The 22,360-nt window shown below is 67.9% G+C and carries 25 protein-coding genes, 1 tRNA gene and 1 pseudogene; 13 read left to right on the top strand and 14 right to left on the bottom strand.

Features of this window, described 5'->3' with window-relative positions; translation table 11 throughout:
- Window positions 1-51 precede the first annotated feature (51 nt).
- Together LOKHON_RS16340 and LOKHON_RS09850 are read left to right on the top strand one after the other, a co-directional pair.
- The gene (locus LOKHON_RS16340; protein WP_017928506.1) at window positions 52-273 is read left to right on the top strand and encodes a DUF1127 domain-containing protein; all 222 of its coding nucleotides are present in this window, start codon (window positions 52-54) and stop codon (window positions 271-273) included.
- A 159-nt stretch (window positions 274-432) separates the two neighbouring features.
- Complete coding sequence (locus LOKHON_RS09850) at window positions 433-969, top strand: hypothetical protein (RefSeq protein ID WP_017928505.1); 537 nt, start codon at window positions 433-435, stop codon at window positions 967-969.
- A gap of 33 nt (window positions 970-1,002) precedes the next feature.
- Here the strand turns inward: LOKHON_RS09850 and LOKHON_RS09855 are convergent, their stop codons facing one another.
- A complete protein-coding gene (locus tag LOKHON_RS09855; protein WP_017928504.1) occupies window positions 1,003-1,443 on the bottom strand; it encodes a PaaI family thioesterase in 441 nt (146 codons plus the stop codon).
- A 213-nt stretch (window positions 1,444-1,656) separates the two neighbouring features.
- Between LOKHON_RS09855 and LOKHON_RS09860 the strand changes: the two genes are divergently transcribed.
- Together LOKHON_RS09860 and LOKHON_RS09865 are read left to right on the top strand one after the other, a co-directional pair.
- The gene (locus LOKHON_RS09860) at window positions 1,657-2,364 is read left to right on the top strand and encodes a corrinoid protein (protein ID WP_017928503.1); all 708 of its coding nucleotides are present in this window, start codon (window positions 1,657-1,659) and stop codon (window positions 2,362-2,364) included.
- An 8-nt stretch (window positions 2,365-2,372) separates the two neighbouring features.
- Window positions 2,373-2,999: a DUF1638 domain-containing protein gene (locus LOKHON_RS09865; RefSeq protein WP_017928502.1), complete on the top strand. Its 627-nt coding sequence runs from the start codon at window positions 2,373-2,375 to the stop codon at window positions 2,997-2,999.
- Here the strand turns inward: LOKHON_RS09865 and LOKHON_RS09870 are convergent.
- The 4 genes from LOKHON_RS09870 to purM all read right to left on the bottom strand — a co-directional run bounded on the left by LOKHON_RS09870 (window position 2,996) and on the right by purM (window position 6,430).
- Window positions 2,996-3,409, bottom strand: a complete 414-nt coding sequence (locus LOKHON_RS09870) for a SufE family protein (RefSeq protein WP_017928501.1) — start codon at window positions 3,407-3,409, stop codon at window positions 2,996-2,998. The two genes, LOKHON_RS09865 and LOKHON_RS09870, sit on opposite strands and share 4 nt — an antisense overlap.
- A gap of 125 nt (window positions 3,410-3,534) precedes the next feature.
- Complete coding sequence (gene rnd / locus LOKHON_RS09875; RefSeq protein ID WP_017928500.1) at window positions 3,535-4,707, bottom strand: ribonuclease D; 1,173 nt, start codon at window positions 4,705-4,707, stop codon at window positions 3,535-3,537.
- A gap of 89 nt (window positions 4,708-4,796) precedes the next feature.
- Window positions 4,797-5,393 (bottom strand): phosphoribosylglycinamide formyltransferase, encoded by a 597-nt coding sequence (gene purN, locus LOKHON_RS09880; RefSeq protein ID WP_017928499.1) that lies wholly within the window; start codon window positions 5,391-5,393, stop codon window positions 4,797-4,799.
- Complete coding sequence (purM, locus tag LOKHON_RS09885; protein ID WP_017928498.1) at window positions 5,390-6,430, bottom strand: phosphoribosylformylglycinamidine cyclo-ligase; 1,041 nt, start codon at window positions 6,428-6,430, stop codon at window positions 5,390-5,392. The genes purN and purM overlap by 4 nt, the downstream gene beginning before the upstream one ends.
- Before the next feature lie 109 nt (window positions 6,431-6,539).
- Here purM and LOKHON_RS09890 point away from each other — a divergent pair.
- The 3 genes from LOKHON_RS09890 (at window position 6,540) to LOKHON_RS09900 (ending at window position 7,715) form a co-directional block, all read left to right on the top strand.
- A tRNA-Ile gene (locus tag LOKHON_RS09890) sits at window positions 6,540-6,615 on the top strand.
- Window positions 6,616-6,915: 300 nt separating this feature from the next.
- On the top strand, window positions 6,916-7,257 hold the full coding sequence (locus tag LOKHON_RS09895) for a hypothetical protein (RefSeq protein WP_017928497.1): 342 nt from the start codon (window positions 6,916-6,918) through the stop codon (window positions 7,255-7,257).
- A 164-nt stretch (window positions 7,258-7,421) separates the two neighbouring features.
- Window positions 7,422-7,715: a hypothetical protein gene (locus tag LOKHON_RS09900; protein ID WP_162561783.1), complete on the top strand. Its 294-nt coding sequence runs from the start codon at window positions 7,422-7,424 to the stop codon at window positions 7,713-7,715.
- Between the two features lie 256 nt (window positions 7,716-7,971).
- Here the strand turns inward: LOKHON_RS09900 and LOKHON_RS15915 are convergent, their stop codons facing one another.
- The 4 genes and pseudogenes from LOKHON_RS15915 to LOKHON_RS09920 all read right to left on the bottom strand — a co-directional run.
- The gene (locus tag LOKHON_RS15915) at window positions 7,972-9,348 is read right to left on the bottom strand and encodes a calcium-binding protein (RefSeq protein ID WP_110549236.1); all 1,377 of its coding nucleotides are present in this window, start codon (window positions 9,346-9,348) and stop codon (window positions 7,972-7,974) included.
- Window positions 9,349-9,696: 348 nt separating this feature from the next.
- A complete protein-coding gene (locus tag LOKHON_RS16165) occupies window positions 9,697-9,837 on the bottom strand; it encodes a hypothetical protein (RefSeq protein WP_017928491.1) in 141 nt (46 codons plus the stop codon).
- A complete protein-coding gene (locus tag LOKHON_RS09915; RefSeq protein ID WP_017928490.1) occupies window positions 9,834-10,940 on the bottom strand; it encodes a hypothetical protein in 1,107 nt (368 codons plus the stop codon). The genes LOKHON_RS16165 and LOKHON_RS09915 overlap by 4 nt, the downstream gene beginning before the upstream one ends.
- A gap of 31 nt (window positions 10,941-10,971) precedes the next feature.
- Window positions 10,972-11,297, bottom strand: a pseudogene (locus LOKHON_RS09920) (transposase); the annotation flags it as partial.
- Window positions 11,298-11,417: 120 nt separating this feature from the next.
- Here LOKHON_RS09920 and LOKHON_RS09925 point away from each other — a divergent pair.
- A complete protein-coding gene (locus LOKHON_RS09925) occupies window positions 11,418-11,741 on the top strand; it encodes a site-specific integrase (protein ID WP_162561784.1) in 324 nt (107 codons plus the stop codon).
- A 447-nt stretch (window positions 11,742-12,188) separates the two neighbouring features.
- On the opposite strand, the gene LOKHON_RS09930 is transcribed toward LOKHON_RS09925, so the two are convergent.
- Window positions 12,189-13,496 (bottom strand): flagellar hook protein FlgE, encoded by a 1,308-nt coding sequence (locus LOKHON_RS09930; protein ID WP_017928487.1) that lies wholly within the window; start codon window positions 13,494-13,496, stop codon window positions 12,189-12,191.
- A 94-nt stretch (window positions 13,497-13,590) separates the two neighbouring features.
- On the bottom strand, window positions 13,591-15,360 hold the full coding sequence (locus LOKHON_RS09935; RefSeq protein ID WP_017929502.1) for a hypothetical protein: 1,770 nt from the start codon (window positions 15,358-15,360) through the stop codon (window positions 13,591-13,593).
- Window positions 15,361-15,494: 134 nt separating this feature from the next.
- On the opposite strand from LOKHON_RS09935, the gene flgF reads away from it, so the two are divergent.
- The 5 genes from flgF to LOKHON_RS15920 all read left to right on the top strand — a co-directional run bounded on the left by flgF (window position 15,495) and on the right by LOKHON_RS15920 (window position 19,189).
- The gene (gene flgF, locus LOKHON_RS09940) at window positions 15,495-16,241 is read left to right on the top strand and encodes a flagellar basal-body rod protein FlgF (protein ID WP_017929503.1); all 747 of its coding nucleotides are present in this window, start codon (window positions 15,495-15,497) and stop codon (window positions 16,239-16,241) included.
- Window positions 16,242-16,275: 34 nt separating this feature from the next.
- On the top strand, window positions 16,276-17,061 hold the full coding sequence (flgG, locus tag LOKHON_RS09945; RefSeq protein ID WP_017929504.1) for a flagellar basal-body rod protein FlgG: 786 nt from the start codon (window positions 16,276-16,278) through the stop codon (window positions 17,059-17,061).
- Window positions 17,061-17,714 (top strand): flagellar basal body P-ring formation chaperone FlgA, encoded by a 654-nt coding sequence (flgA, locus tag LOKHON_RS09950; protein WP_017929505.1) that lies wholly within the window; start codon window positions 17,061-17,063, stop codon window positions 17,712-17,714. Before flgG ends, flgA begins: the two co-directional genes overlap by 1 nt.
- A complete protein-coding gene (flgH, locus tag LOKHON_RS09955) occupies window positions 17,711-18,487 on the top strand; it encodes a flagellar basal body L-ring protein FlgH (RefSeq protein ID WP_017929506.1) in 777 nt (258 codons plus the stop codon). The genes flgA and flgH overlap by 4 nt, the downstream gene beginning before the upstream one ends.
- A 63-nt stretch (window positions 18,488-18,550) precedes the next feature.
- The gene (locus LOKHON_RS15920) at window positions 18,551-19,189 is read left to right on the top strand and encodes a hypothetical protein (RefSeq protein WP_017929507.1); all 639 of its coding nucleotides are present in this window, start codon (window positions 18,551-18,553) and stop codon (window positions 19,187-19,189) included.
- Window positions 19,190-19,225: 36 nt separating this feature from the next.
- Here the strand turns inward: LOKHON_RS15920 and LOKHON_RS09965 are convergent, their stop codons facing one another.
- The 3 genes from LOKHON_RS09965 to LOKHON_RS16170 form a co-directional block, all read right to left on the bottom strand.
- The gene (locus LOKHON_RS09965; protein WP_017929508.1) at window positions 19,226-19,891 is read right to left on the bottom strand and encodes a flagellar hook assembly protein FlgD; all 666 of its coding nucleotides are present in this window, start codon (window positions 19,889-19,891) and stop codon (window positions 19,226-19,228) included.
- A gap of 17 nt (window positions 19,892-19,908) precedes the next feature.
- On the bottom strand, window positions 19,909-21,333 hold the full coding sequence (locus LOKHON_RS16580) for a flagellar hook-length control protein FliK (RefSeq protein ID WP_162561785.1): 1,425 nt from the start codon (window positions 21,331-21,333) through the stop codon (window positions 19,909-19,911).
- 121 nt (window positions 21,334-21,454) lie between these two features.
- On the bottom strand, window positions 21,455-22,222 hold the full coding sequence (locus tag LOKHON_RS16170) for a hypothetical protein (RefSeq protein WP_017929509.1): 768 nt from the start codon (window positions 22,220-22,222) through the stop codon (window positions 21,455-21,457).
- Window positions 22,223-22,360: the final 138 nt, after the last annotated feature.

Genomic DNA, 22,360 nt, shown 5'->3' on the forward strand with positions numbered 1-22,360 from the left:
GTATTTATGGACAGAATACACGTACATTGTATCAATACAAGAGAGACCGACATGACCACGCTCGCCCGCACCGCCACCCCCTTCGAGGCCGCTCTCGATCAGGGCGCCCTGTCCGCGCTGCTGATCGGCATGGCCCGCCGCGTGGCGCTGTGGGAGCGCCGCGCCCGTACCCGCCGCGCGCTGTCGCATCTCGATGCCGCGGCGCTGCGCGATCTCGGTCTCGACGCCGCCGCCGCGCAGGCCGAAGCCGCGCGCCCGTTCTGGAAGGGCTGATCCCCGGCCCGACCATGCCTGTGGGGCCGGAGCGATCCGGCCCCTTTTTTCGTCGAGGATGACGACAGGCCGCGCGGGCCCGGTTCACCCCCGGCAGACGCGGTCGCCCATTCGTGATAACCTTGGCCCGTGACGCGGCGGCCCAAGGAGGATCACGCGATGTTTTCCGTGGACGATTTCATTGCAGATTGCGTGCGGGCCACCGAAACCGACAGGACCCACATGTCGGTGGCCGAAATCATGCGGCGCGCGATGTCCGACCCCGCAGGCGTTCTCGCCGCGCTCGGCGAGCCGACCGAACCGGGGATACGCCCGCTTTACCAATCCAGCACCCTGACGATCATCGATCTCGCATGGCGACCATCGATGACCATCCCGCCCCACAACCATGAAATGTGGGCGGTGATCGGCATTTACGGTGGCCGCGAGGACAACATCTTCTGGCGCCGCATCGCCGATCACCCCGAGGGGCTGATCGAGGCCGCCGGGGCGCGATCGCTTTCGACCGGCGATGTCTGCCCGATGGGCCCGGACATCATCCACTCCGTGACGAACCCCATCCCGAAGCTCACCGGCGCGCTGCATGTCTATGGCGGGGATTTCTTCGAAGCCGAACGCAGCGAATGGCAGCCCGATGACCTGACCGAGCACAAGCTCGACATCGAAACCGTGCGGGCCCGGTTTGCCACCCGATGATGGCGCGCCATTGGCCGCGGGCGTGCCTTGGCTTCATTCCGCCGGCATCGCGCCCTGCGCCGCCCCCGGCGGGATCGAATAGGTCATCGAGGCGCGCGCCACCGGCGCCGCCTGCCCCTCGCTGAACAACAGCGCCTCGCCCACCGCGAGACGGCGACCGAGCTTCAGAAGCCGGGTCTCGGCCAGAAGATCCGCCCCGGCCTCGGGGCGGCGCAGAAAATCGATCGAGGCGCCGGTCGTCACCGCCTGCGCCACCGCGCCGATCTCCGACAGGATCGCCAGATAGATCGCCACGTCGGCCAGCCCGAACATCGCGGGCCCCGACACCGTGCCGCCGGGCCGCAGATGCATCTGTGCCACCCTGAGCCGCAGCACCAGCCGCCCGTCCGCCACGCTCTCCACCGCGAATTGTGCCGCCACCTGCGCGAAGTCGCGCTCCAGAAACGCGGCCAGCGCCGCGCGGTCCATCTTCATGCCGCTTTTCCTCCCGCCCGACACGGTTCCGCAAGCCCGCCCCCGGCGCAAGACCCGGCAGTTGAGCGGAGCTCATATTCGTCGTGGAGGCTTTTCATTTGCATCCTCGTCGGTTGCGATGCAGGCAGTGTCGGAAACGGCCGCGACCTTCGCGGCGATCCGGGCGTTGATCCGTCCGAAGACCCATTGCCCGCCTCCGAGGAGCCCCGCGACATGGCTGATGAAGACGACGACCTGATCCTGTCGGAACTCGACGACGAGGAACTCGTCGCCCAGATGTTCGACGATCTCTATGACGGCCTGCGCGACGAGATCATGGAAGCGACACAGATCCTGCTCGATCGCGGCTGGGCGCCCTATGACGTGCTGACCCGCGCCCTGGTCGGCGGCATGACCATCGTCGGCAATGATTTCCGGGACGGCATTTTGTTCGTGCCCGAAGTGCTGCTCGCGGCCAACGCGATGAAGGGCGGCATGTCGATTCTCAAGCCGCTTCTGGCCGAAACCGACGCGCCGCGCATGGGCAAGATGGTGATCGGCACCGTCAAGGGCGACATCCACGACATCGGCAAGAACCTCGTGGCGATGATGATGGAGGGCGCGGGCTTCGAGATCGTCGATCTCGGCATCAACAACCCGGTCGAGAACTACCTCGAGGCGCTGGCGCGCGAAAAGGCCGATATCCTGGGCATGTCGGCGCTGCTGACCACCACCATGCCTTACATGAAGGTCGTCATCGACACGATGAAGGAGCAGGGCATCCGCGACGATTACATCGTGCTGGTGGGCGGCGCGCCGCTGAACGAGGAGTTTGGCCGCGCCATTGGCGCCGACGCCTATTGCCGCGATGCCGCCGTCGCGGTCGAAACCGCCAAGGACTGGGTGGCACGCCGCCACAACCAGGTGCAGGCGGGCGCCTGAGGCCGGCGATGCGCCCCGACGACGCCACGCTGACGCATGACGGGCTGCGCCCCACCGGGCGCGGCCGCGTGCTGCTCATCGCCTGTGGCGCGCTGGCGCGGGAAATCCTCGCGCTGATCGGGCGCAATGGTTGGGATCATCTCGACCTGCACTGCCTGCCGGCGATCCTGCACAACCGGCCCGAAAAGATTGCCCCCGCGGTCGAGGCGGCGGTGGCGGCGCGCGGCGCGGATTACGCCCGTGTCTTCGTGGTCTATGCCGATTGCGGCACGGGGGGCGATCTCGCCCGGACCTGCGAACGGCTCGGCGTCGGCATGGTCGCGGGGCCGCATTGCTACGCGTTCTACGAAGGCATCGAGAGCTTTGCCGCGGCTGGTGAGGTGACCTGTTTCTATCTCACGGATTTTCTCGTGCGCCAGTTCGACGCCTTCGTCTGGGAGCCGCTCGGGCTCGACCGGCATCCCGAACTGCGCGAGATGTATTTCGGCAATTACACCACGCTGGTCTACCAGGCGCAGACCGACGATCCCGCGCTCACCGACAAGGCGCGCAGCCATGCCGGACGGCTGGGGCTCGGCTTCGAGCGGCGGCAGACCGGCTATGGCGACCTCGAAACCGCGCTGGCGCGCGCCTAGGCGGCCGCCGCCATGGCGGTTTCGCGGATGCGCTCGACCATGGCGCGCAGGCCATTCGACCGCTGCGCCGACAAATGATCGTTGAGGCCGAGCCGGGCCAGCTCGCCGCCCGCGTCGATCTTCGGCACCTCGGCCACCGGGACGCCGTCGTAAAGCGCGTGCAGCACCGCGATCAGACCGCGCACGATCATCGCGTCGCTGTCGCCGCGAAAATGATAGGTGCCGCCCTCGGGGGCGGGAACGAGCCAGACCTGGCTGGCACAGCCGAGCACCTTGGTCGCCGGCACCTTCAACGCCTCCTCGAGCGGGTCCATCGCCTTCCCCAGCTCGATCACGTGCCGGTAGCGGTCTTCCCAGTCGTCGAGAAACTCGAAGGTCTCGGCGATCTCCTCGAAGGCGGGTCGGGCCATCTGCGTCTCCTGTGCTCTGGGCTACGGCTCTCAGGTAAGGGCTTTGCCCGGATTTGCCAGTGGGAGGGGGCGCTGCCCCCGCCGCTATCGCGGCCCCCCGGCGTATTTGTCGGAATGGTGAAGGATCAAAGATCGACCGTCACCACCTGCGCGCCCCGCGCCGCGAGACCGACACGGCCCTCGCACAGCGCCAGCGCCTGCTCGCCGAACACCTCGCGGCGCCAGCCATAAAGCGCATGCACCTCGCGCTCGCCCGCCGCCAGCGCGTCGAGATCGGCGGAGGAGGCGATCAGCTTGGGCGCCACGCCCTCGGCCTCCGAGCGCGCCTTCAGCAGCACGCGCAGAAGATCGGCCAGCGCGGGGTTCACCTGAAGCTGGTCGCGCGGTTTCTCGGCGCGGGGCATCCTGTCGGCGGGCAGGTTGGCGGCGCGCTCGATCGCGGCGAGGATGCCGTCGGCGATGTCGCCCTTGCGGGCGTCGCGCAACAGCAGCCGCGAGCGGCCGAGATCCTTTTCCGACGCCGGGCGGGTCGAGGCCAGCTCGACCAGCGCGTCATCCTTGAACACCCGCGACCGCGGCACGTCGCGCTCTTGCGCATAGGCCTCGCGGAACTGCGCAAGCTCGCGCAGCGCGGCGATGAACTTGGGGCTGGTGGAGCGGGTCTTGACCCGCTGCCACGCCTGTTCGGGATCGACCCGGTAGGTGGCCGGATCGTTGAGCACGGCCATTTCCTCGGCGACCCAGCGGGCCCGGCCCGATTTCCTGAGCTGCGCCGAAAGCCATTCGTAGATCACCCGCAGATGCGTCACGTCGGCCAGCGCATAGGTCTTTTGCGCCTCCGACAGCGGGCGGCGCGACCAGTCGGTGAAGCGCGAGGACTTGTCGATCTCGGACCTTGCGATCTTGCGCACCAGCGTCTCGTAGCCCGCCTGCTCGCCGAAACCGCAGACCATGGCCGCGACCTGCGTGTCGAACAGAGGCGCGGGGATGAGGCCGGCTTCGACCTGGAAGATCTCCAGATCCTGCCGTGCGGCGTGGAACACCTTCACGACGCCGGGGTCGCGGAACAGCGTGTAGAGCGGCGCGAGGTCGAGACCCTCGACCAGCGGATCGACCAGCACGGCGCTGCCCTCGCCGCCATCGGGGCCGTCGGGGCCCGGATGCGCCAGCTGGATCAGGCAGAGCTTGGAGTAATAGGTCCGTTCGCGCAGGAACTCGGTGTCCACCGTGACATAAGGATGCGTCGCGGCCCTCTCGCAGAAGGCGGCGAGGTCTTCGGTGGTGGTGATGGTCTGCATGTCGTCCCGGGCCTGCGAAAATGGGGCGGCGCGGCTGCGCCGGTCCCCGTTCTCTTAGGCGATGGGAGCGCGGATGGAAAGCGCCGGGCTCAGAGCTGGATGGGCCTTCGGTCGCCCATGGCGAAACGGCGCAGCACCGCCGGGTACAACAGGTGCTCCTTTTCCAGAACCCGCGCGGCGAGATCGTCGGGCGTATCGCCCGGCAGCACCGGCACCCGCGCCTGCCCCAGCACCGGCCCGCCATCGAGCTCGGCCGTCACCTCGTGCACCGAGCAGCCATGCTCGGCATCGCCCGCCTCGATCGCCCGCGCATGGGTGTGCAGCCCGCGGTATTTCGGCAGCAAGGAGGGATGGATGTTGAGCATCCGCCCCTCCCAGCGGGAAATGAAGCCGGGCGTCAGAATGCGCATGAAACCGGCAAGGCAGATGATGTCGGGGCGCGCCGCCTCCAGCCGCGCGCTCAGCGCCGCCTCGAACGCCGCGCGGTCCTTGCCGAAGGGGCGATGATCGACCGCAGCCGTGGCGATGCCCAGCCCGGCGGCGCGCGCGAGCCCGCCCGCTGCAGGATCGTTCGCGGCCACGAGCACCGGGCGGGCCGGGTGATCGGGCCCCATGTCGCGCACCAGCGCCAGCATGTTCGACCCGCCGCCCGAGATCAGGATCGCGACGCGCTTGGGATCGCTCACGCCAGCTTGCCCGTGTAGGCGACCCCCTGCCCGGCCACCACGTGACCCAGCCTGTGCACCCGTTCGCCCGCATCGCCGAGCAGCGTCTCGAGCGCGTCGGCGCGGTCCTTGTCGACCACGACGACCATGCCGATCCCGGCGTTGAAGGTCTTGAGCATCTCCGCCGTCTCGATCCCGCCTTCGCGGCCCAGCCAGCCGAACACCGGCGGCAGCGACCACGCGTCGAGATCGATCTCGGCACCAAGCCCCTCGGGCAGCACGCGCGGCAGGTTCTCGGTCAAACCACCGCCGGTGATATGCGCAAGGCCGTGCACGCCACCCGCGCGGATCGCCTCGAGGACCGGCTTGACGTAAAGGCGCGTCGGCGCCAGCAGCGCCGCGCCGAGCGTGCCGTCCGAAAACGGCGACGCGTCATCCCAGCCAAGGCCCGCGCGCTCGACGACGCGGCGCACGAGGCTGTAGCCGTTGGAATGCACGCCGTCGGAGGCAAGACCCAGAAGCACGTCGCCCTCGGCCACGCCGTCGGGCAGCGCGGTCCCGCGCTCCATCGCGCCCACGGCAAAACCCGCGAGGTCGAAATCGCCCGCCGGGTACATGCCCGGCATCTCCGCCGTCTCGCCGCCGATCAGCGCACAGCCCGATGCCTCGCAGCCCGCCGCGATCCCCTCGATCACCCGCGCCGCATGGTCGAGCGACAGCTTGCCGGTGGCGAAGTAGTCGAGAAAGAACAGCGGCTCGGCGCCCTGGCAGACGAGGTCGTTGACGCACATCGCCACGAGATCGACGCCGACGCCGTCGAGGTGGCCGGTGTCGATGGCGATGCGCAGCTTGGTGCCCACCCCGTCGGTCGCGGCGACCAGCACTGGGTCGGAATATCCTGCGGCCTTGAGGTCGAACAGCGCGCCAAAGCCGCCGAGGCCCGACATGGTGCCGGGCCGGTCGGTGCGCTTGGCCGCGGGCTTGATCCGCTCCACCAGCGCGTTGCCCGCATCGATATCCACCCCCGCCTGCGCGTAAGTGAGCCCGTCCTTCTGCATCGCGTCCCCCGAATGCCGGTTTGTGAAGTGACGCCGCGATACCTCAGGCACCGCCCAAGGGCCAGCGTCAACTTGACCCGCCCCCCCGGTCTGCTAGGAGACGTGACAGGGGCCCGTAGCTCAACGGTCAGAGCAGACCGCTCATAACGGTTTGGTTGGGGGTTCGAATCCCTCCGGGCCTACCAAAACGACGCCTAAATATCTGACATTTAAGGCGAACCTATATCAACGTGGGGTAAAAACCGCCATATAGGAATCAATCGCTTACGGTGCCGACTACCCCACGAATTGGGGGGTGGAGCGCGTCCTGAACAGGGTGCGAGGCCAGCCACGTCTGGCTCCTCAAATCGAGAACGCGTCCTCTGCCTTCGGAGGGCAGCGCAAATGCGTATGTTCCCCCTAAATCCCCTGTCCGTTCAGCATTTCGGCACGGCTCACACCGGTTCGAAACCGCGAAGCCGGGGCGAAACGGGGGCCAAATCCGCATGACCGAGCCCCTTCGCTATGGCCGCGCCAAGCTGTCCACCACCCTCGCGGATTTCGATGTCCTGCGCGCCGCGATCAAGTCGCACGACAGCTTTGCCGCCGAGTCCGCGTGGGATCGCTGCGAACGCTGGCTTGGGCTGATCCAGACCGCGACCCCGCCGCTGCACTCTGACACGGAGCGCCGCGCTTTGGCCGCGGAGGCCGAGATCCTCCGCCTCCGCGCTCGACTCGACGAAGCTCAGGCGGCTCACGACGAGACGTTATGCTGCCGGTATCGCCCATGGCCGGTGGATCGCGCGGTGCGATGCCCTGCGTCGCGTCGCCGCCTGGCGCGAGTCTGAGCCCGGCCGAGACATGCCTCGCAATCAGGAGCAGCTAGACGCGATCCTGCTGGGGCCAGCTGCGCCGGAAAACGCACCCCCACTCTGCGACCAAGGAGGCCGCCATGTGCCCTGACCACGAAGGTGACGAAGCTGGCCGCTGCGGCGGTTGCGGCTCGCGCGACATGATCACCACCCGCCTCTGCGACAGCAAGATCCTCATGGACCGCTGCAATGCCTGCGGCCGCATCCAAGACGTGGGGACCCGCGATTGTCCAGAGGCGGAGCCCTTCGAAGACTGCGCGTTGCCCAAGGGTTCGCCCGAGCAGGGCAACCCTTGCCGCTGCGCCGGAATCATGGAAGTGGCGGAGCGAGAGGGATTACCTGCGCAACGAGATTCTTCGCAAGCAACTGATAAGTTATGCATGCTCCGCCAACTATGCACCATCATGTGCACCGCATTGTGCACCATCAAGTGACCGACATGAAACTTGGAATGTCGTATCTTCGCTTTGAGCTGCAACCGAGTTGGTTATGCAAACGAAGGGCCGCGCAATTCAGAATGTTCGCATTGGAGCCCTGTCCGATCGCCTTCTCGACCCGATAGGCGCGGCCCCCGTATTGTAACGTGGAAGCGAGACAGAAACAAACTCCGCGCGCTCGCCAAAATGCCAGTGACATTCACACGATCACTGGCACTCTGCTGCTATGTCCAGATTGGATATTGTCGGGACATTACAAAATGAAATCCGACGCGCTAACTAGATCTGTCTCGATATATATTTGCGCGTCGACTTTGGCGTCCCCGTCGAAATCGAGAGATGCGATCGAAAATCTTGCGTCGATGCGTTCGTAACTATTCAGAATGAACTCGTCAGCGCGCCCGGTGAAAGTGGAACCAGCGAACTTGATATTTCCTTCGCTTAGTAGCGTCAAATCGATGACATCACCCTCAGAGCTACTAAAATCTCGGATCTCGTCTCTGAAGTACTGACCAACCCCCGTGTCGGAAGCCTGAGTAAACACAAACTTATCAGCGCCAGAGCCGCCATAGAGGAAGTCTGTGCCACCGCCTCCATACAGCATGTCATCGCCAGTGCCGCCATACAAGTAGTCGACGTCATTTCCGCCATGCGCAATATCATTGCCGGAACCACCGACTATGAAATCGCGTCCATCATTTCCATGCAGAACATCTTGGCCTAGGCCGCCATATACATTGTCCCCTCCATCACCGCCTTTAACAACATCGTCGCCATCATCCCCGTACAGATCGTCGTCTCCAGCCAAGCCGTAGATACTGTCATTTCCAAAAGATCCTTGCAAGACATTGCTGCTTTCATTGCTGCCGTAAATGACATCATCGAATGCCGATCCGAAAACATCCTCGATGCTCAGCAGAACATCTTCTCCTCCACCTCCGCTCGCTGTGCCATGTTCGAGATTTATCACCACGCTAGCACCGAGGCTGTGATAGATGGCCTGATCCTGCCCGCTGCCACCATCGAGAAGATCATCGCCGAGCCCTCCGATCAATTTGTCTCGATGCGATCCTCCAAAAAGATGGTCGTTGCCAGCCCCACCATCGAGCCGATCGACATCCTCGCCGCCTAGCAGCGTGTCACTGCCACCCAGACCCCGGATATTGTCGCTTCCTCCGCTACCTATCAGAGTGTTTCCTTCAATATTGCCTGTGAGAACATCTGCGTAATCTGAACCCGTAAGGTTCGTTATTCCTACAAGCAAGTCTCCGGCTGCGTCTCCGCCCTGACCTTCAGCTGCGTTTAGAAGTTGAAGATCGATACCCAAAAGACTGAGACTGACGACATCGGTGGTGTTGGAGAGATCTACCCCGACTCCCGCACTGGAAAATACATAGGATGCGGTGTCTGTGCCTGCGAGGCTCGTGGTTCCCAGACCACCGACAATGTCGAGACTGCCACCGATCAAAACGTCGGAACCAGTCCCTCCTTCCAATGTATCATCTCCGGCATAGCCAGCTAGCAGATCGTCTCCGCCGTAGCCGTACAGCCAATCGTTTCCGAGAGCAAAGGGCACTCCCAAAAGAGGTGGGAGGATGTTGCCAGAGTTGTCGCCTTCGAACGTCGCCATAATTTACTCCTTCCAGCAAGCCAAATTCGCATTGACTTTCTATGGTTGTAAATCACTGACCCTCTTGTACTTTAAGGATATATCTGCGACCGAATTTGACATCTATAAGGAGGAAATATGTAAATATTGTGCTTAATGCACAGCACCCGACTTGTACGTTCTTCAGACTTTCACGGGATAGCTCGGCTACGATCAAAGTTATGCTGCGGATTGCAAATCCGGTTAAAACCCTCGCTAAATCAGCCCTTAGCGTCGGAACGAGCCCCCAGACATACCAAGAACGATTGGTGAATGTCGGAACTCATGATCGGGCCGTGGGGGTGGCGCCGTGACTGTCGAACCCCTCCGCTACGGCCGCGCCAAGCTGACCACCATCCTCGCGGACTTCGACGCCCTGCGCGCCGCCGTGATGGTCGCGGCGGGGAACTCGTCAGAGAAGTCGCGGCCGTAATCGAGGATGTCGTCGGGGTCTTTGTTCGGCCAGTTCATGCGCTTTTCCTCGTAATGCGGCTTTCCGCGGGATGTCTGGTGATGCGTGTCTCAGCCGGATGGCTGGCGATGTGCGCTGCGATGGGCGCGCGCGGGGCGATATCGCCTCCGATGATCCCTACGCCGGATGCTGAGGGCTCGAATGCTCCGGATCCGCTGCCGGAGATCGCGGCCCCATCCGTAGCGCTGCTCGAGGTCGAAAACGCGCCTGCCCCCTGTCCGGCTGTCGCCACCTGTCCGGTAGCCCCGCCCTCGGTCGAGACCCCCCCTGCCGCAACACCGGAAACGGCGGAGCTGCCGGAGGCGGAAGCGGCAGACGCAAAGCCCGCATCACCCTGCCCCGCGGCAGCAACCTCGCCCGTGCCGCCCGCCGTGGTCGTGAACGATCCCGCCGCCGAGCCGCCGCCCGTTTGCTGCGCAGAGCCTTCGGACGTGACGCCCGTGGCAAAGCCGCCCGCGCCCGTGCCGGTGATGGGCGCGTCACCGCTGCCAGTGGCGTCCGCGTCGAACCCGCCGGATGCGGAGCCGGTGACGCCGACAGCGCCCGCAGCCTCCCCATCGAGGCCGAAGCCGCCCGAGGCTTGCCCGGAGGCAGCTACCTCGCCCGTGGCCGTAGCCCCGGCATCGAACCCGCCAGAACCCGCCCCGGTGACGCCGCCCCCACCGCCCTCGGTGTAGTGGACACGCATCTCGACGCTATCGACCTGTGCAGCGGTGTTGTTGCCGCCTGCCACCCCGAAGAAGCGCTCGAAGACCAGCCGGACGCCGAAGCCGCTCGACACGACATCAGCCTGCGTCAGCGCAGCGCCCCAGAGGTTCGCCGCACCGCCGTGCACGAGGAGTTGCCCGGAGCCGGACACCTCGGTTTGGTTGGCCTGGGACATGCCGACAGCCGTGGCGCCGCCATCCTTGGTCAGAAAGGCAGAGAGCGTGCGGACAGACCGGGTGCCGTGCTGCGAACCGACCTGGGTGCGGATCTCGATGCCGTCGATGGTGGCGCCCGAGGGGATATCGGCTGCCGTGAATCCGAAGGCGTTCGCGATGCCGGTATCCGTCGTGTTTCCCTCGACGCTGCCGACGAAGCCATAAGCCTTGGTGCCCAAGGTCGCGTTGAGGCTTGCGACTGTCCAGCCGGGCCACGAACGCGTATCTCACTTTGCATCCCTGGCGAAATACGCGCTCGCCATCGTCCTCGGACCGATGGCGGACAATGGCTCGCCCTTTTTTAAGATGTCGCGCTCCTCCGAAACCCGCGCCAGCTCCTTCTTGAGGCGCCGGATCTCGGTGTCCTTCTCCACCTCGCCCGAAGAGTTCTTCGCGAACTTCTTCTTCCAAGCGTAGAGCGAATACGGGCTGACCCCAAGCCGCTGCGACACCTCCCTGACCGGGTAGCCTCGCTCGGTGATCTGCGCGACCGCGTCCCGCTTGAACTCGTCGCTGAACTTGCTGCTGCTCATCATGGCCTCCTTGCCTCAAAATTAGCGAAGAAGGCGTCCACAAGACACGGGGCTATTCACAAGGGCATCGTCTGGTTGCGCTGGAGGCAGTCGAAACCGCCGCACGATTATGTCGAGATCCCGATGCTGCCGACGCTCCAGCGCGAGCTGGAAGGCCACACGGGCGGACCCTACCTGCTCAACGCTTGGGGCAGGCTCTATACCCACGGCGGGATCGGCAACGCAGTGCGCGCGTGGCTCGATGAGGCAGGCGTGAAGGGCTCGCTGCACGGCGTCCGTAAGGGGCTCTCGTCCATCCTGCCGCAGCTCGGCGCGTCGAGCTACGAGATCGACGTGCTGCTCGGGCACCGGATGGGAAGCGCGGAATCGCAGGTCTACGTGGCGAACGCAAAGCGGGGTGAGATCGCGGAATTGCTGACCTCGAGGATGGGCGGGCTCGACCTATAAACTACCCCACGCCGCAAAAACTACCCCACGCGCCCCGCAACGCATTGTAAAGAAGGACGGAAAATCATGGGCGTTAGTCCCTCCGGGCCTACCAAAACGACGCCTGAATACCCGACATTCACGGCGAACCCACAGCGTCGTGGGGTAAAACCCGCCATATGGGAAACGATCGGTTAGGCTGCCGGCCACCCCGCGAATTGCGCCCCGATCCGGGCGCTTCCGAGAGTGATGGGCCACATGGCGCCCACCCGCGAAATCTGCAGCGTGGCCCTGCCTTCAGGGGGCAGCGCCACGCTCCCGGTGGCCGGTGCGCCTCTCATGCCATCGCGAAGGATGCGCGGCATGTCGCGGGGCCGCCTCACCCGCACCGAACGCCACCGCCCGCCGGATCACCGGCGGGGGGAACACTTCATCGGGGACAGGACAGGCCCGCCCCCTTTGCCGCGATCAGCGCTTCAGGCGCATCGTCTCGTCGAGCATCTCGTCGACGGTGGTGACGATCTTGGCGTTCGAGGAATAGGCCCTCTGGGTGCTGATCAGCTCGGTCAGCTCCTGCGCGATCTCGACGTTGGAGCTTTCCAGCGCCCCCGCCGTCAGTGCCCCGGCCGAGCCTTGGCCGGCCTGGTTCAGGCTGTATTTGCCCGATCCGCGCGATAGCGCATAGGCGTTGCCGTCGGCCTTCAAAAGCCCGTCGGGATTGGCCACCTCGGCCAGCGGGATGTTGTAGAGCGGCTTGCGGTTGCCATTGTTGAACACGCCGTAGACATCGCCGCGCTCGTCGATCTCGGTGCGCACCAGAACGCCGCTCTCGGCCCCGTCCGACGCCGTCTTGAGCGGCGAGTAGTCGCCCGCGAACTGGGTCATGCCGCCATGCGTGTCGGGCTCGCCGATCGCCAGCTCGATGACCTGCGGCACGGCGCCGTTGTCGACGGTCAGCGTCGCGGTGCCGGTCGCCGGATCGAAGGCGAAGCCCGCCGGCGCCGTGGCGGTCGAAACCGGGTTGGAATAGAGCCGCGGCGCCCCGGCCAGCGGGCCGCTGTCGTGGAAATCCACCGTCACGTCGCCGTATTGCGTGCCATCCGCGTCGGCGATGCTCAGCGTCCACTGGCTGGCCGTCGCGGTCGGCTGCCACGAGAACTGCATCCGCTCGGCCTCGCCCAGCGGCGAGAAATACTCCGCCGAGCTGAGAAACGGCTCGCCCGGCGTGGCCAGGCCGGTCTGCTGGGCGGGGATGTTGCCGCTGACGGTCATCTCCTTGGTCGGCGAGCCGGTCTGCGACAGGCTGCCGAGATTGACGGTCTTCAGATCGCCGAACTGGTTGCGGTCGACATTGCCGATCGAGGCGGTCTGGTCATAGGGAAACCCGGCGAGGTAATAGCCCGCCGCGTTGCGCAGGTCGCCGTTCTCATCGGGCAGGAACGAGCCCGCGCGGGTCAGGAAGAAGTTGCTTTCATTGGTCTCGTTGGGCTGGGCGCTGACCACGAAGAACCCCTGCCCGCCGATCGCCATGTCGGTGGCCGAATTGGTGGCGCGCACCGCGCCCTCGGTGCTGACATCGGCGCTCTGGAAGGCGCGCACCCCCGAAGGCGAGATCCCGGCATTGTCGCTCAGCGTGCTGGTCGTCACCATCTGCACGAAGCTGCGCCGGTAGCCGTCGGTGTTGGCGTTGGCGATGTTCTCCGAAATCCGGCCCACCGCCGTGGAGTTCGCCCGCAGACCGCTCACACCGGTCTGCATCGCGTAGGAAATGCTCATCCTGCCTGTCCCTCGTTATTGATTTCACCGGGAGTCTTGGCGCCCCGGCCGGTCGTGATGTCCGGCCAAGGCCGGTGGTGAACGGGCATGGTCATCACCCATCTCCCGTGACGGTTTCGAGACGGCGCAGCGCGGCATCGGCCCCCTGCATCCGGTCCGTGGCGGATTTCTGGCCGATCGGCAGCGACAAGGGCGCCACCGGCGCCAGCGAGCGGGCCACCTCCGCCAGCTCGGGGCTGCCCGCCAGCATCGGCAGCCGGTCGAGCAGCTCGGCCACCAGCGCCGCATCATTGGCGCGATGCGCCGCCAGAAGCAGCCGGATCGTCCCGGCGGTGCCCAGATCCGGCCCCAGATCGCGCCACAGCGACACATAGGCATCGCGCGCGGCCCCCCATTCGCCCCGGTCGAACAGCGCCTCGGCGCGCAGCCGCAGATAACCTTCGGACGGGATTTCCATGCGCGTGGCGATCACCCCGTCGCCATCCCCCGTCGCGCTCGACAGCCGGGCCTGCAACAGCGCCAGCCGGTCGCGCAATTCGGGCACCGAGGCGGGCGCCGTGCCCAGCGCCCGCGCCGCCGCCGCGACCTGGCCGCCGCGCAGCAGCGCCTCGGCCTGCGCCAGCCGCAGCGCGTCGATCCGGCCCGGCGGCACCTCTTCGAGCTCGAGATCATGCATCACCGCGAGCTGGTCGCGGATCGCGGCGTATTCGCGCGCCGCCGCGTCGGTGGCGCCGATCTCCAGAAGCCGCCCCGCCAGCCGTTCGGCCTGCGCGGCAAAGCCGGGGCGAAATGTCAGCTCGGGCGACAGGTGCCGGTGCGCGGCGACGAATTCGGCGATCGGCAGCGCGCCGGAGGCGCCCTGCGCGTAGAGATCGGCGATCATCTGGTCGAGCCGGTCGCCGGACTGGCGGGCGGCATCGCTGCGCGGGTGGCGTCTTTGCACCTCGGTCAGGGCGGTGATCGCGGCTTCGATCTCGCCGCGCCCGTATTCAACCTCGGCCAGCCGCTCCAGCGTCGCCACCTCGAGCGCGTCGCCGCGCCACAGCCGCCAGCTCTGGCGCAGCAGCACGGCGGCGTCCTCGGGCGGCAGGGTGCCGGTGGCGCGGCCCAGATCGATCAGCGCCAGCCGCGCCCGCTGTGCCCAGACATCACCGCCCCCCGCGGCCATGGCATAGCTGTCGAAGGCCATGACCGGGTTGCCGCCCGACTGCGCGGCCCGGCCCAGCAGGAACCGGTAGGCGCTGCCGCCGCGCAGCTCGGGGTGCCGGTCGAACCGCTGCGCGAGGCCATGCGCGGCGTCCCAAAGGCCCGCCTCGATCGCGGCCTCCAGCAGCTCGGGCAACAGCGCTGCGGCCAGCGCCGGGGCCATCGCGTCGAGCGCCGCGTCCAGATGCGGCAGGTGCTCGGCCGCGCGCTCCACATCGCCCGCGCGCGCCTGCGCCAACGCCCGCCAGAGCGGGGCTTCGACCCAGCCGCTTGCCGTGTCACCCCGACCTTCGATCAGCGCGCGCAGCGGTTCGGGCGGGGTCTCGTCGCCGGACAGGCCCCATGCCGCGAGCGCGATCCGGTCGCGCCGCGCGGCAAGCGCGGGGGCAAGCCCGGCCTTGCCTGTCCCGGGCAGGCCCGACAGGAAAGACAGCGCCTCCGGCCCGAGCGCGTGATCGGCCGAGAGCGCGGCCAGATCGAGCAGCAGCCCGGCGCGGGTCCCTTCGTCTGAGGCCATGGCGAGCGTTTCGATCAACGCCGCGCGCCGGTCGATGTAGCCCCCGCCCGCCTCATGCGCCGCCACGGGCGCGGGCGCCGTCACCGGCGCCTCGGCGGCAGCGACGTCACCCAGCAGGGCAACCCCCAGACATATGCTCATTAATCTTGGCAAATCCGCCACGACCCCATGAATTGATCTAGACTATCCTTGATCGGTTTCCGCAACGGCGCAACAACAGTCGCAACAACGATGTGCAAGCGTCGGGAATCGTGGGAATCGGGAGACAGGCCGGGATGGACAACAGCACCTATGTTTCATTGTCCCTCGCCACGGCGATGCGCAACGCGCTCGACGTGACCGCGAACAACATCGCCAACGCCAACACCGCCGGGTTCAAGGGCGAGCGCGTGGTGTTCGACAGCTACCTGCACCGCGCCAGCGGCACGCAACAGAACCACGAAACCGATTTCCTGATCGACCAGGGCTCCTACATGGACCCCAACCAGGGCGCGATGAGCCGGACCGGCAACCCGCTCGATCTGGCGCTGCAGGGCGATGGCTGGTTCGGCTACGAGACCGACAACGGCACCGCCTATGGCCGCGACGGGCGCTTCGCGCTCGATCCCGAGGGCGCGCTGGTAACGCTGTCGGGGGCGCGGGTGCTCGATCCCGGCGGCGCGCCGATCGCGCTGCCGCCCGATATCGGCGGCGACGTGACGATTTCCGAAGATGGCACCATCTCGACGCTGGGCGGCGGTGTGATCGGGCGGGTCGGCCTGTTCGAGCTGCCCGACCTGCAGGGCTATGAGCGCATCGGCGCGGGCATGTTCGTCGCGCCCGAGGCCGGCGACACCGCCCGGGCCGCGGCTGACGGCACCCGCGTCGTGCAGGGCGCGGTCGAGGGCAGCAACGTGCAGCCGGTGGTCGAAATGACCCGACTGATGGCGATCCAGCAGGCCTATGAGCGCGCGCTCAAGCTGGTGAGCAGCAAGGACGACCTGACCCGCGACATGCTGCGCCGCATCGGCAGCCAGACCTGACCTCTTTTCCCGGACCCGACACAGGAGCCCGACCATGAAAGCCCTCGGAATCGCCGCCACCGGCATGCTGGCGCAGCAGACCAACGTGGATGTCATCTCCAACAACATCGCCAACGCCAACACCACCGGCTTCAAGTCGAGCCGCGCGGCGTTCCAGGACCTGATCTACGAAACCGTCCGCCGCGAGGGCGCGCTCACCTCCGAGGCGGGCACGATGCGGCCCACCGGCATCGATATCGGCTTCGGCGTCGAGACGGCGGGCACCGTGCGGCTCAACACCCAAGGCGGGCTGATGGCGACCGAGAACCAGCTCGATCTGGCGATCGACGGGCGCGGCTTCTTCACCGTGAACCTGCCCGATGGCGGCCAGGCCTTCACCCGCGACGGCGCGTTTCAGCTGTCGGCCGAGGGCCAGCTCGTCACCCTGCAGGGCTACGAGCTCGATCCCGGTCTCGTCGTGCCCGAGAACACCACGCAGGTCGAGATCTCCGAGCAGGGCGTGGTCATGGCCTTTGTCGGCCAGGACCCGGTGCCGGTGGAGCTGGGCCGGATCACCATGGCGACCTTCACCAACGAGGCGGGCATGCGCCAGCTTGGCGGCAACCTGTTGCAGGCGACCACCGCCTCGGGCGATGCGGTCCCCGCCAATCCCGGCGATCCGGGCATCGGCATCCTGCGGCAGGGCTACCTGGAGAACTCCAACGTCAACATCATCCAGCAGATCACCGACCTGATCTCGGCGCAGCGCGCCTACGAGATGAACTCCAAGTCGCTGGAGACCGCCGACCAGATGATGACCGCCGCCAACCAGATCAAGTGATGCGCTTCGCCGCCCTTTTCATCGCCTTCGCGGCGCCGTTGGCCGCCGCCGCCGCGCCGTTGCCGCTTCTGGTGGAGGAGCGCGCGCGCGACCATCTCGGGCCGACCCTGCCCGACCGGGCCGAGTTCGAGATCGGCTTTGCCGGCAACCCGCCCGGCGAGGCGGCGCTGATCGCCGAGTTCTGGATGGACCCGGCCTCGGGGCGCTTCGTGGCCAACGCCATCGACGATGGCGGCGGGCTGCACCGGGTCAGCGGGCTGGCATCGGTGATGGTGCCGCTGCCGGTGCCGAACCGGCGCCTGATGCCCGGCGAGATCGTCGCCGAGAGCGATCTCGACGAGCTGCGGCTGCCGCAGGCCCGGCTCGGCGCCTATGCGGTGATCGATCCCGAGGCGGTGATCGGCATGCAGGTGCGCCGGATGCTGCCCGAGGGACGCCCGGTCATGGTGCAGTCGGTGATGCAGCCGCTGGTGATCGAGCGCGGCGACGAGGTCAGCATCCATTTCGCCGATGGCGCGCTCCGGCTCAAGGCGCCGGGCCGGGCGCTGTCGGACGCGCATCGCGGGCAGGACGTCCGCATCGTCAACACATCCAGCAACACCACCCTCACCGGTATCGCGACCGCCGAGGGCATCGTGGAGGTCTTTCGTTGAGCCGCACCCATCTGCGCCCCCTGCCCGTCCTGATGCTGGGGGCGGCGCTCGTCTCCGGCTGCGGCGGGGTGCGCGACCGTTTCGACCGCGACCCGCAGACCACGGCGATCGCCGTGAACCCGGTGACGATCCCCGAGGCCGCCGCCGTGTCGGTGCCGATGCCGCCCCCCGCCCCGCCGCGCGTCTTCCAGCGCGCCGAGGCCGCCTCGCTGTGGGAGCGCGGCGGATCGGGCGGCTTCTTCGCCGACCAGCGCGCCAGCCAGGTGGGCGACATCCTCACCGTCGACATCCGCATCGACGACCGCGCCCAGCTGCGCAATGCGGGCCAGCGCTCGCGCGACGGGCAGAGCACGATCGCCTTTCCGACGCTGTTCGGCTACGGCACGCAGATCGACAGGATCCTGCCCGGCGTCGGCCCCGAGGATCTGCCGCAGGGCGACATCGTCGATATCGGCTCGACCACCGACGTGGCGGGCTCGGGCTCGATCACCCGCAACGAATCGATCGAGCTGAAAGTGGCGGCGCTGGTGGTGCAGATGCTGCCCAACGGCAACCTCGTCATCGCGGGCCGGCAAGAGGTCAAGGTGAACCAGGAGCTGCGCGAGCTGCGCGTGGCGGGCATCATCCGGCCGCAGGACATCCAGATGGACAACACCATCCCCTACGAGAAGATCGCCGAGGCGCGCATCACCTATGGCGGGCGCGGCCAGCTGTCGCGCACGCAAGAGCGCGGCTACGGCGAAGACGCAATGGACATCATCTTGCCCTACTGACACGCAATTGCCGCCACGATGCGCGGCGATACAGGGACCGAACGCAACCGACGCGATGGTCCGATGAAATCCACGATCCTCATGATTTCCCTGCCGCTGGCCTGCCTCGCGGGCGGTTACGGCGCCGGGATGTATCTTGTCCCGGCCGAGACCCGCGTGGCCTCGGCCGACCCCGCGACCCTCACCGACGCGGCGCCGGGGCAGCCCGGCGACCAGGCCGCGCTCGGCATTCCGCCCGCGCCCGTCGACCCCGAAGCCGGCGCCCCCGCGCCAGAGACGGCCAAGGGGTATGGCGACGCCAAGGCCGCCCCGGCCGCGCCGCTCCTGCAGGTCGGGCGGCTGACGGTGCCGGTGCTCAAGACCCGCAGCATCACCTACGTCGTGGCCGACATCGCCCTGGCGATGCCGGAGGCGGATCTGGTCAAGCAGGTCGAACAGACGCCCGAGACGCTGCTGCGGATGCGCGACGCGGTGCTTGCCTCGCTCACCGAGGCGGCGACCACACCGGCCATGTCGGGCCCCACCATCGACACCGAGGCGCTCTCGGCCCGGGTGCTGGGCGATCTCAGGGCGATCGGCATGCCGGTGGACGAGGTGCTGTTTCCCAACATGTTCAAGCAGGACGTGGCGCGACAGGACATCCCGCAGCGCAGCGCCGCGGCAGAGCCCGCAGCACCCGAGCCGCAGATCGTCACGCATTGAGGCAGAATGATGGCGGGGCGCGCGGCCCCCGCGCGGTCAGCGCACGCTGATGACGCTGTCGGGCGACACCTCGGCGCCGGTGTCGAGCCCGAGCATCGGCCAGCCGTCGCGGAAGGCCACCCGCTCGACCACGCCCGAGGCGTAGGTGGAGTGAAAGACCGGTTCGTCCTCGGCATCAAGGGCGGTGATCTCGACCCGGAAATTGCCCGACGGCACCGGCAGCCCTTCGGAATCGTGCCCGTCCCAGACCACCTCGTGCCGCGCCTCGGCGCCCAGCGGCAGGTTGTCGATGCGGCGCAGCTCGACGCCGTCTTCGCCGAGAATGCGGGCCGACACCTTGGAGGCCGCCGCATCGAGCGCATAGGAGAACCGCGCTTCGCCGTCGAGCAGCGACAACTGGTCGGTCGGCACCAGCACGTCATGTCCGAGCAGCATCACGTCCGAGCGCGCGCCGCTGGTGCTCAGCTGCGAAGAGATCTTGTCGAGCGTCTCGTTCGAGGTGATCGACTGCTCCACCTGCGTCAGCTGCGCGAGCTGCGACACGAAGGCGGTCGAATCCATCGGCTCCAGCGGGTCCTGGTTGGACACCTGCGCGACCAGCAGCGTCAGGAAGCTGTCGTAATCGGTGGAGAGCTTTTCGCGCGCGCCGCCGGTCTTCGCGGTCGCGGCGGTCGCGGTGTTGAGCGGGGACAGCGTTTCCATGGCGGGCTCCGGGGATATCAGGTGAACATGTCGAGACGGCCTTCGCCGCCTTGCGAAACGGGGCCTTGCGCCGGGTCGGGCGCTGCCGCCTCTTCTGGCGCGGCATCGGTCAGGATGGCGGACGATCCGCCGGGGCGGTCGCGGCGCGGCGGCGCGTCGTCGCGCCGCTCGAAGGAGTCGAAGCTCAGCCGGTCGTCATCGACCCCGGCCCCGGCTTCGCCAAGCAGCGCCGCCAGCCCGTCACGATCGTCGCGCAGCGCCTGCAGCACGGCCTGGTTCTCGGCCCGGATCACCACCCGAAGCTGACCGGCCTCCTGCGTCAGGTCGATCTCGATCTCGCCCAGCCCGCCGGGGGTCAGCGCGATCCGCGTGCGCCCTTCGGCAAAGACGGTGCCCTTGATCTGCCCGGTCAGGGCGCGCGCGAAGCCATGCGATGGCGGCGCGGGTGCGGGGGCGGGCACGGGGGGCGGCAGCATGGCCGCGCGCGGGCCGGGCACGGCCTCCTGCGGCCGCGATGCCGTGGCGCCACCCGGCAGCTCCGTTTCGCGCGCGGCGGCATCGGTGCCGGAGACGGGCGCTTCGGGCGCGGCCTCCGCGCTTCTGGCGATGGCCTCGCCGATCAGCGCGGCAAAGCCGCGCGGCGCGCCCGGCGTCTCGGCCTGCGGTGCGCCGGCGGGGGCGGCTGCGCCGGGCCATGCAGTCTCTGACCCCGTCCCCGCCGGGACCGTCGGGGCCGCCGGGGCCGCCGCCTGCGCGACACCCTCGGGGGGCCGCCCCGCTCCGACGCCGCCCGGCAGGGCAAGACCGGGCGCGGCCATGGTGTCGGGCCCGGCCGGGGTCACGGCACCGGGGGCCTGTCCTGCGCCGCGCGTCAAAAGCCCCTGCACCGCCTCGCCCGGCATCGCGCCCTTTGAGGCGGGGGGGGCCGCAGGCGCGGCGAGCGGCGCCATGAGGGCCGGGGCCGGGCGCGCGGCGGCTTCGCGCCCCGCGGGCGCCGCCATCATGACCGGCACGGCGCCCGGAGCAGGCGCGTCGAGCTTCATGGCCGCCACGACGCTCTCGACCGTGCCGCCGGACGCATCGGCGATGGCCGTGACGATCGCGGCGATGGTGGCGCCCGCCATCCCGACCGTCCCGGCCATCTCGACCCCGGCGCCCGGATCGGCGCCCTGCCCGCCCGACAGCAGCGCCGCGACACCGGCGCCCAGATCGGTGCCCTGCGCGACGTCGAAGCCTGCGATCATCTCCTGCAATGCGGTTTGCGTTTCGGCCAGGATCGCGGCCCCGGCCTCTGGCGCGTCGCCCGCGGCCCGCAGCCCCGCGGCACCGTCGCGCAAAATCTGTCCTGCCGCGGCCAGCAGGCGGTCGAGCGGCGAGGCGGCGGCGGAGCTTGCGGCGGCGGGTGGTCCCGCCTGCCCTGCGCCCTGATCCTGCTGTGCCATGACAAGCGCCGCGAAGCCGGTCCCGCCCGGCGGGCCCTGACGCGATGCGCCCCCGGGAACCGCTGTTCCCGGGGCCGCCTGCGAGACCGTCGAGGCAAGAAGAATGTTCATCCGCGGCCCATCAGCCCCTGTCGGCGGTTTCGCCCTGCGCGGTCGAGCTGTCGCGCAGGATGGCGTCAAGCCGTCCGCCGATGTCGCGCAGCCAGCCGTCATGGCCGCGCCCGGCCTCGGCAAAGCCCACCAGCCCGGCCCCGGCCAGCCCGGCGCTTGGCGCGGTAAAACAGGCATCGAGCGTGGCGAGATAGGCGCGCAGCCGTTCGCAGGACAAGAACAGCGGCCCGTTCAGCAGCCTGTCGGCCTCTGATCCGGGCACCGCCGCGCCGGTCCACAGGCTCGCCAGCACCGACGCCAGCCCGGCGCGGAACGACGCCGCCACCAGGCCCAGCCGCCGCAGGCGCGGCGTGCGGGCCAGCGCGTCATAGGCCTGCGCCATCAGGTAGAGCGCATCGGTTTCCCGGTCGGTGGCGAAGACGCCGCGCTGCACGGTATCGACCAGCAGCTCGCCGACCAGACGGCCGACGAGCTGCGAGCGCGCGGCATCGCCCGCGCCCGGCCGCAGCGCGGCGCGGTCGAGGATCACCACCAGCGCGCCATGCGGCGCGGCCAGCTCCAGCTCCTCTTCGATCACGTCGCCCAGCGCGAGCGCGGGCAGAAGCTCGGTCTGCTCGGGCAGGACCTGCCCGCCCCTGCGGTCGCCCCGCTGCAGGGCGATGCGCCGCATCGGCAGCATCGCGTCGAGAATGAGGCCAAAACGCGCCTCGGTGTCACTGGAGCCCGCGCAGGCGATATCGCCCCGCCAGATGGCTTCGAGAAGGTCACTGCTCTGCATCAATCCGCCCTGTTACCGGGTCTGGTCGTTGGTCCCGCCCCAGCGCCGCTTTGCGGTTCGCCCGGGCCTTTTGGTCACCACCCCGCCGCGGGCCTGTCCGCGGTGCCTGTCGGGGCGTATTCATGATCGTATCAGATT

Source organism: Limimaricola hongkongensis DSM 17492, assembly GCF_000600975.2.
Lineage (GTDB): Bacteria > Pseudomonadota > Alphaproteobacteria > Rhodobacterales > Rhodobacteraceae > Limimaricola > Limimaricola hongkongensis.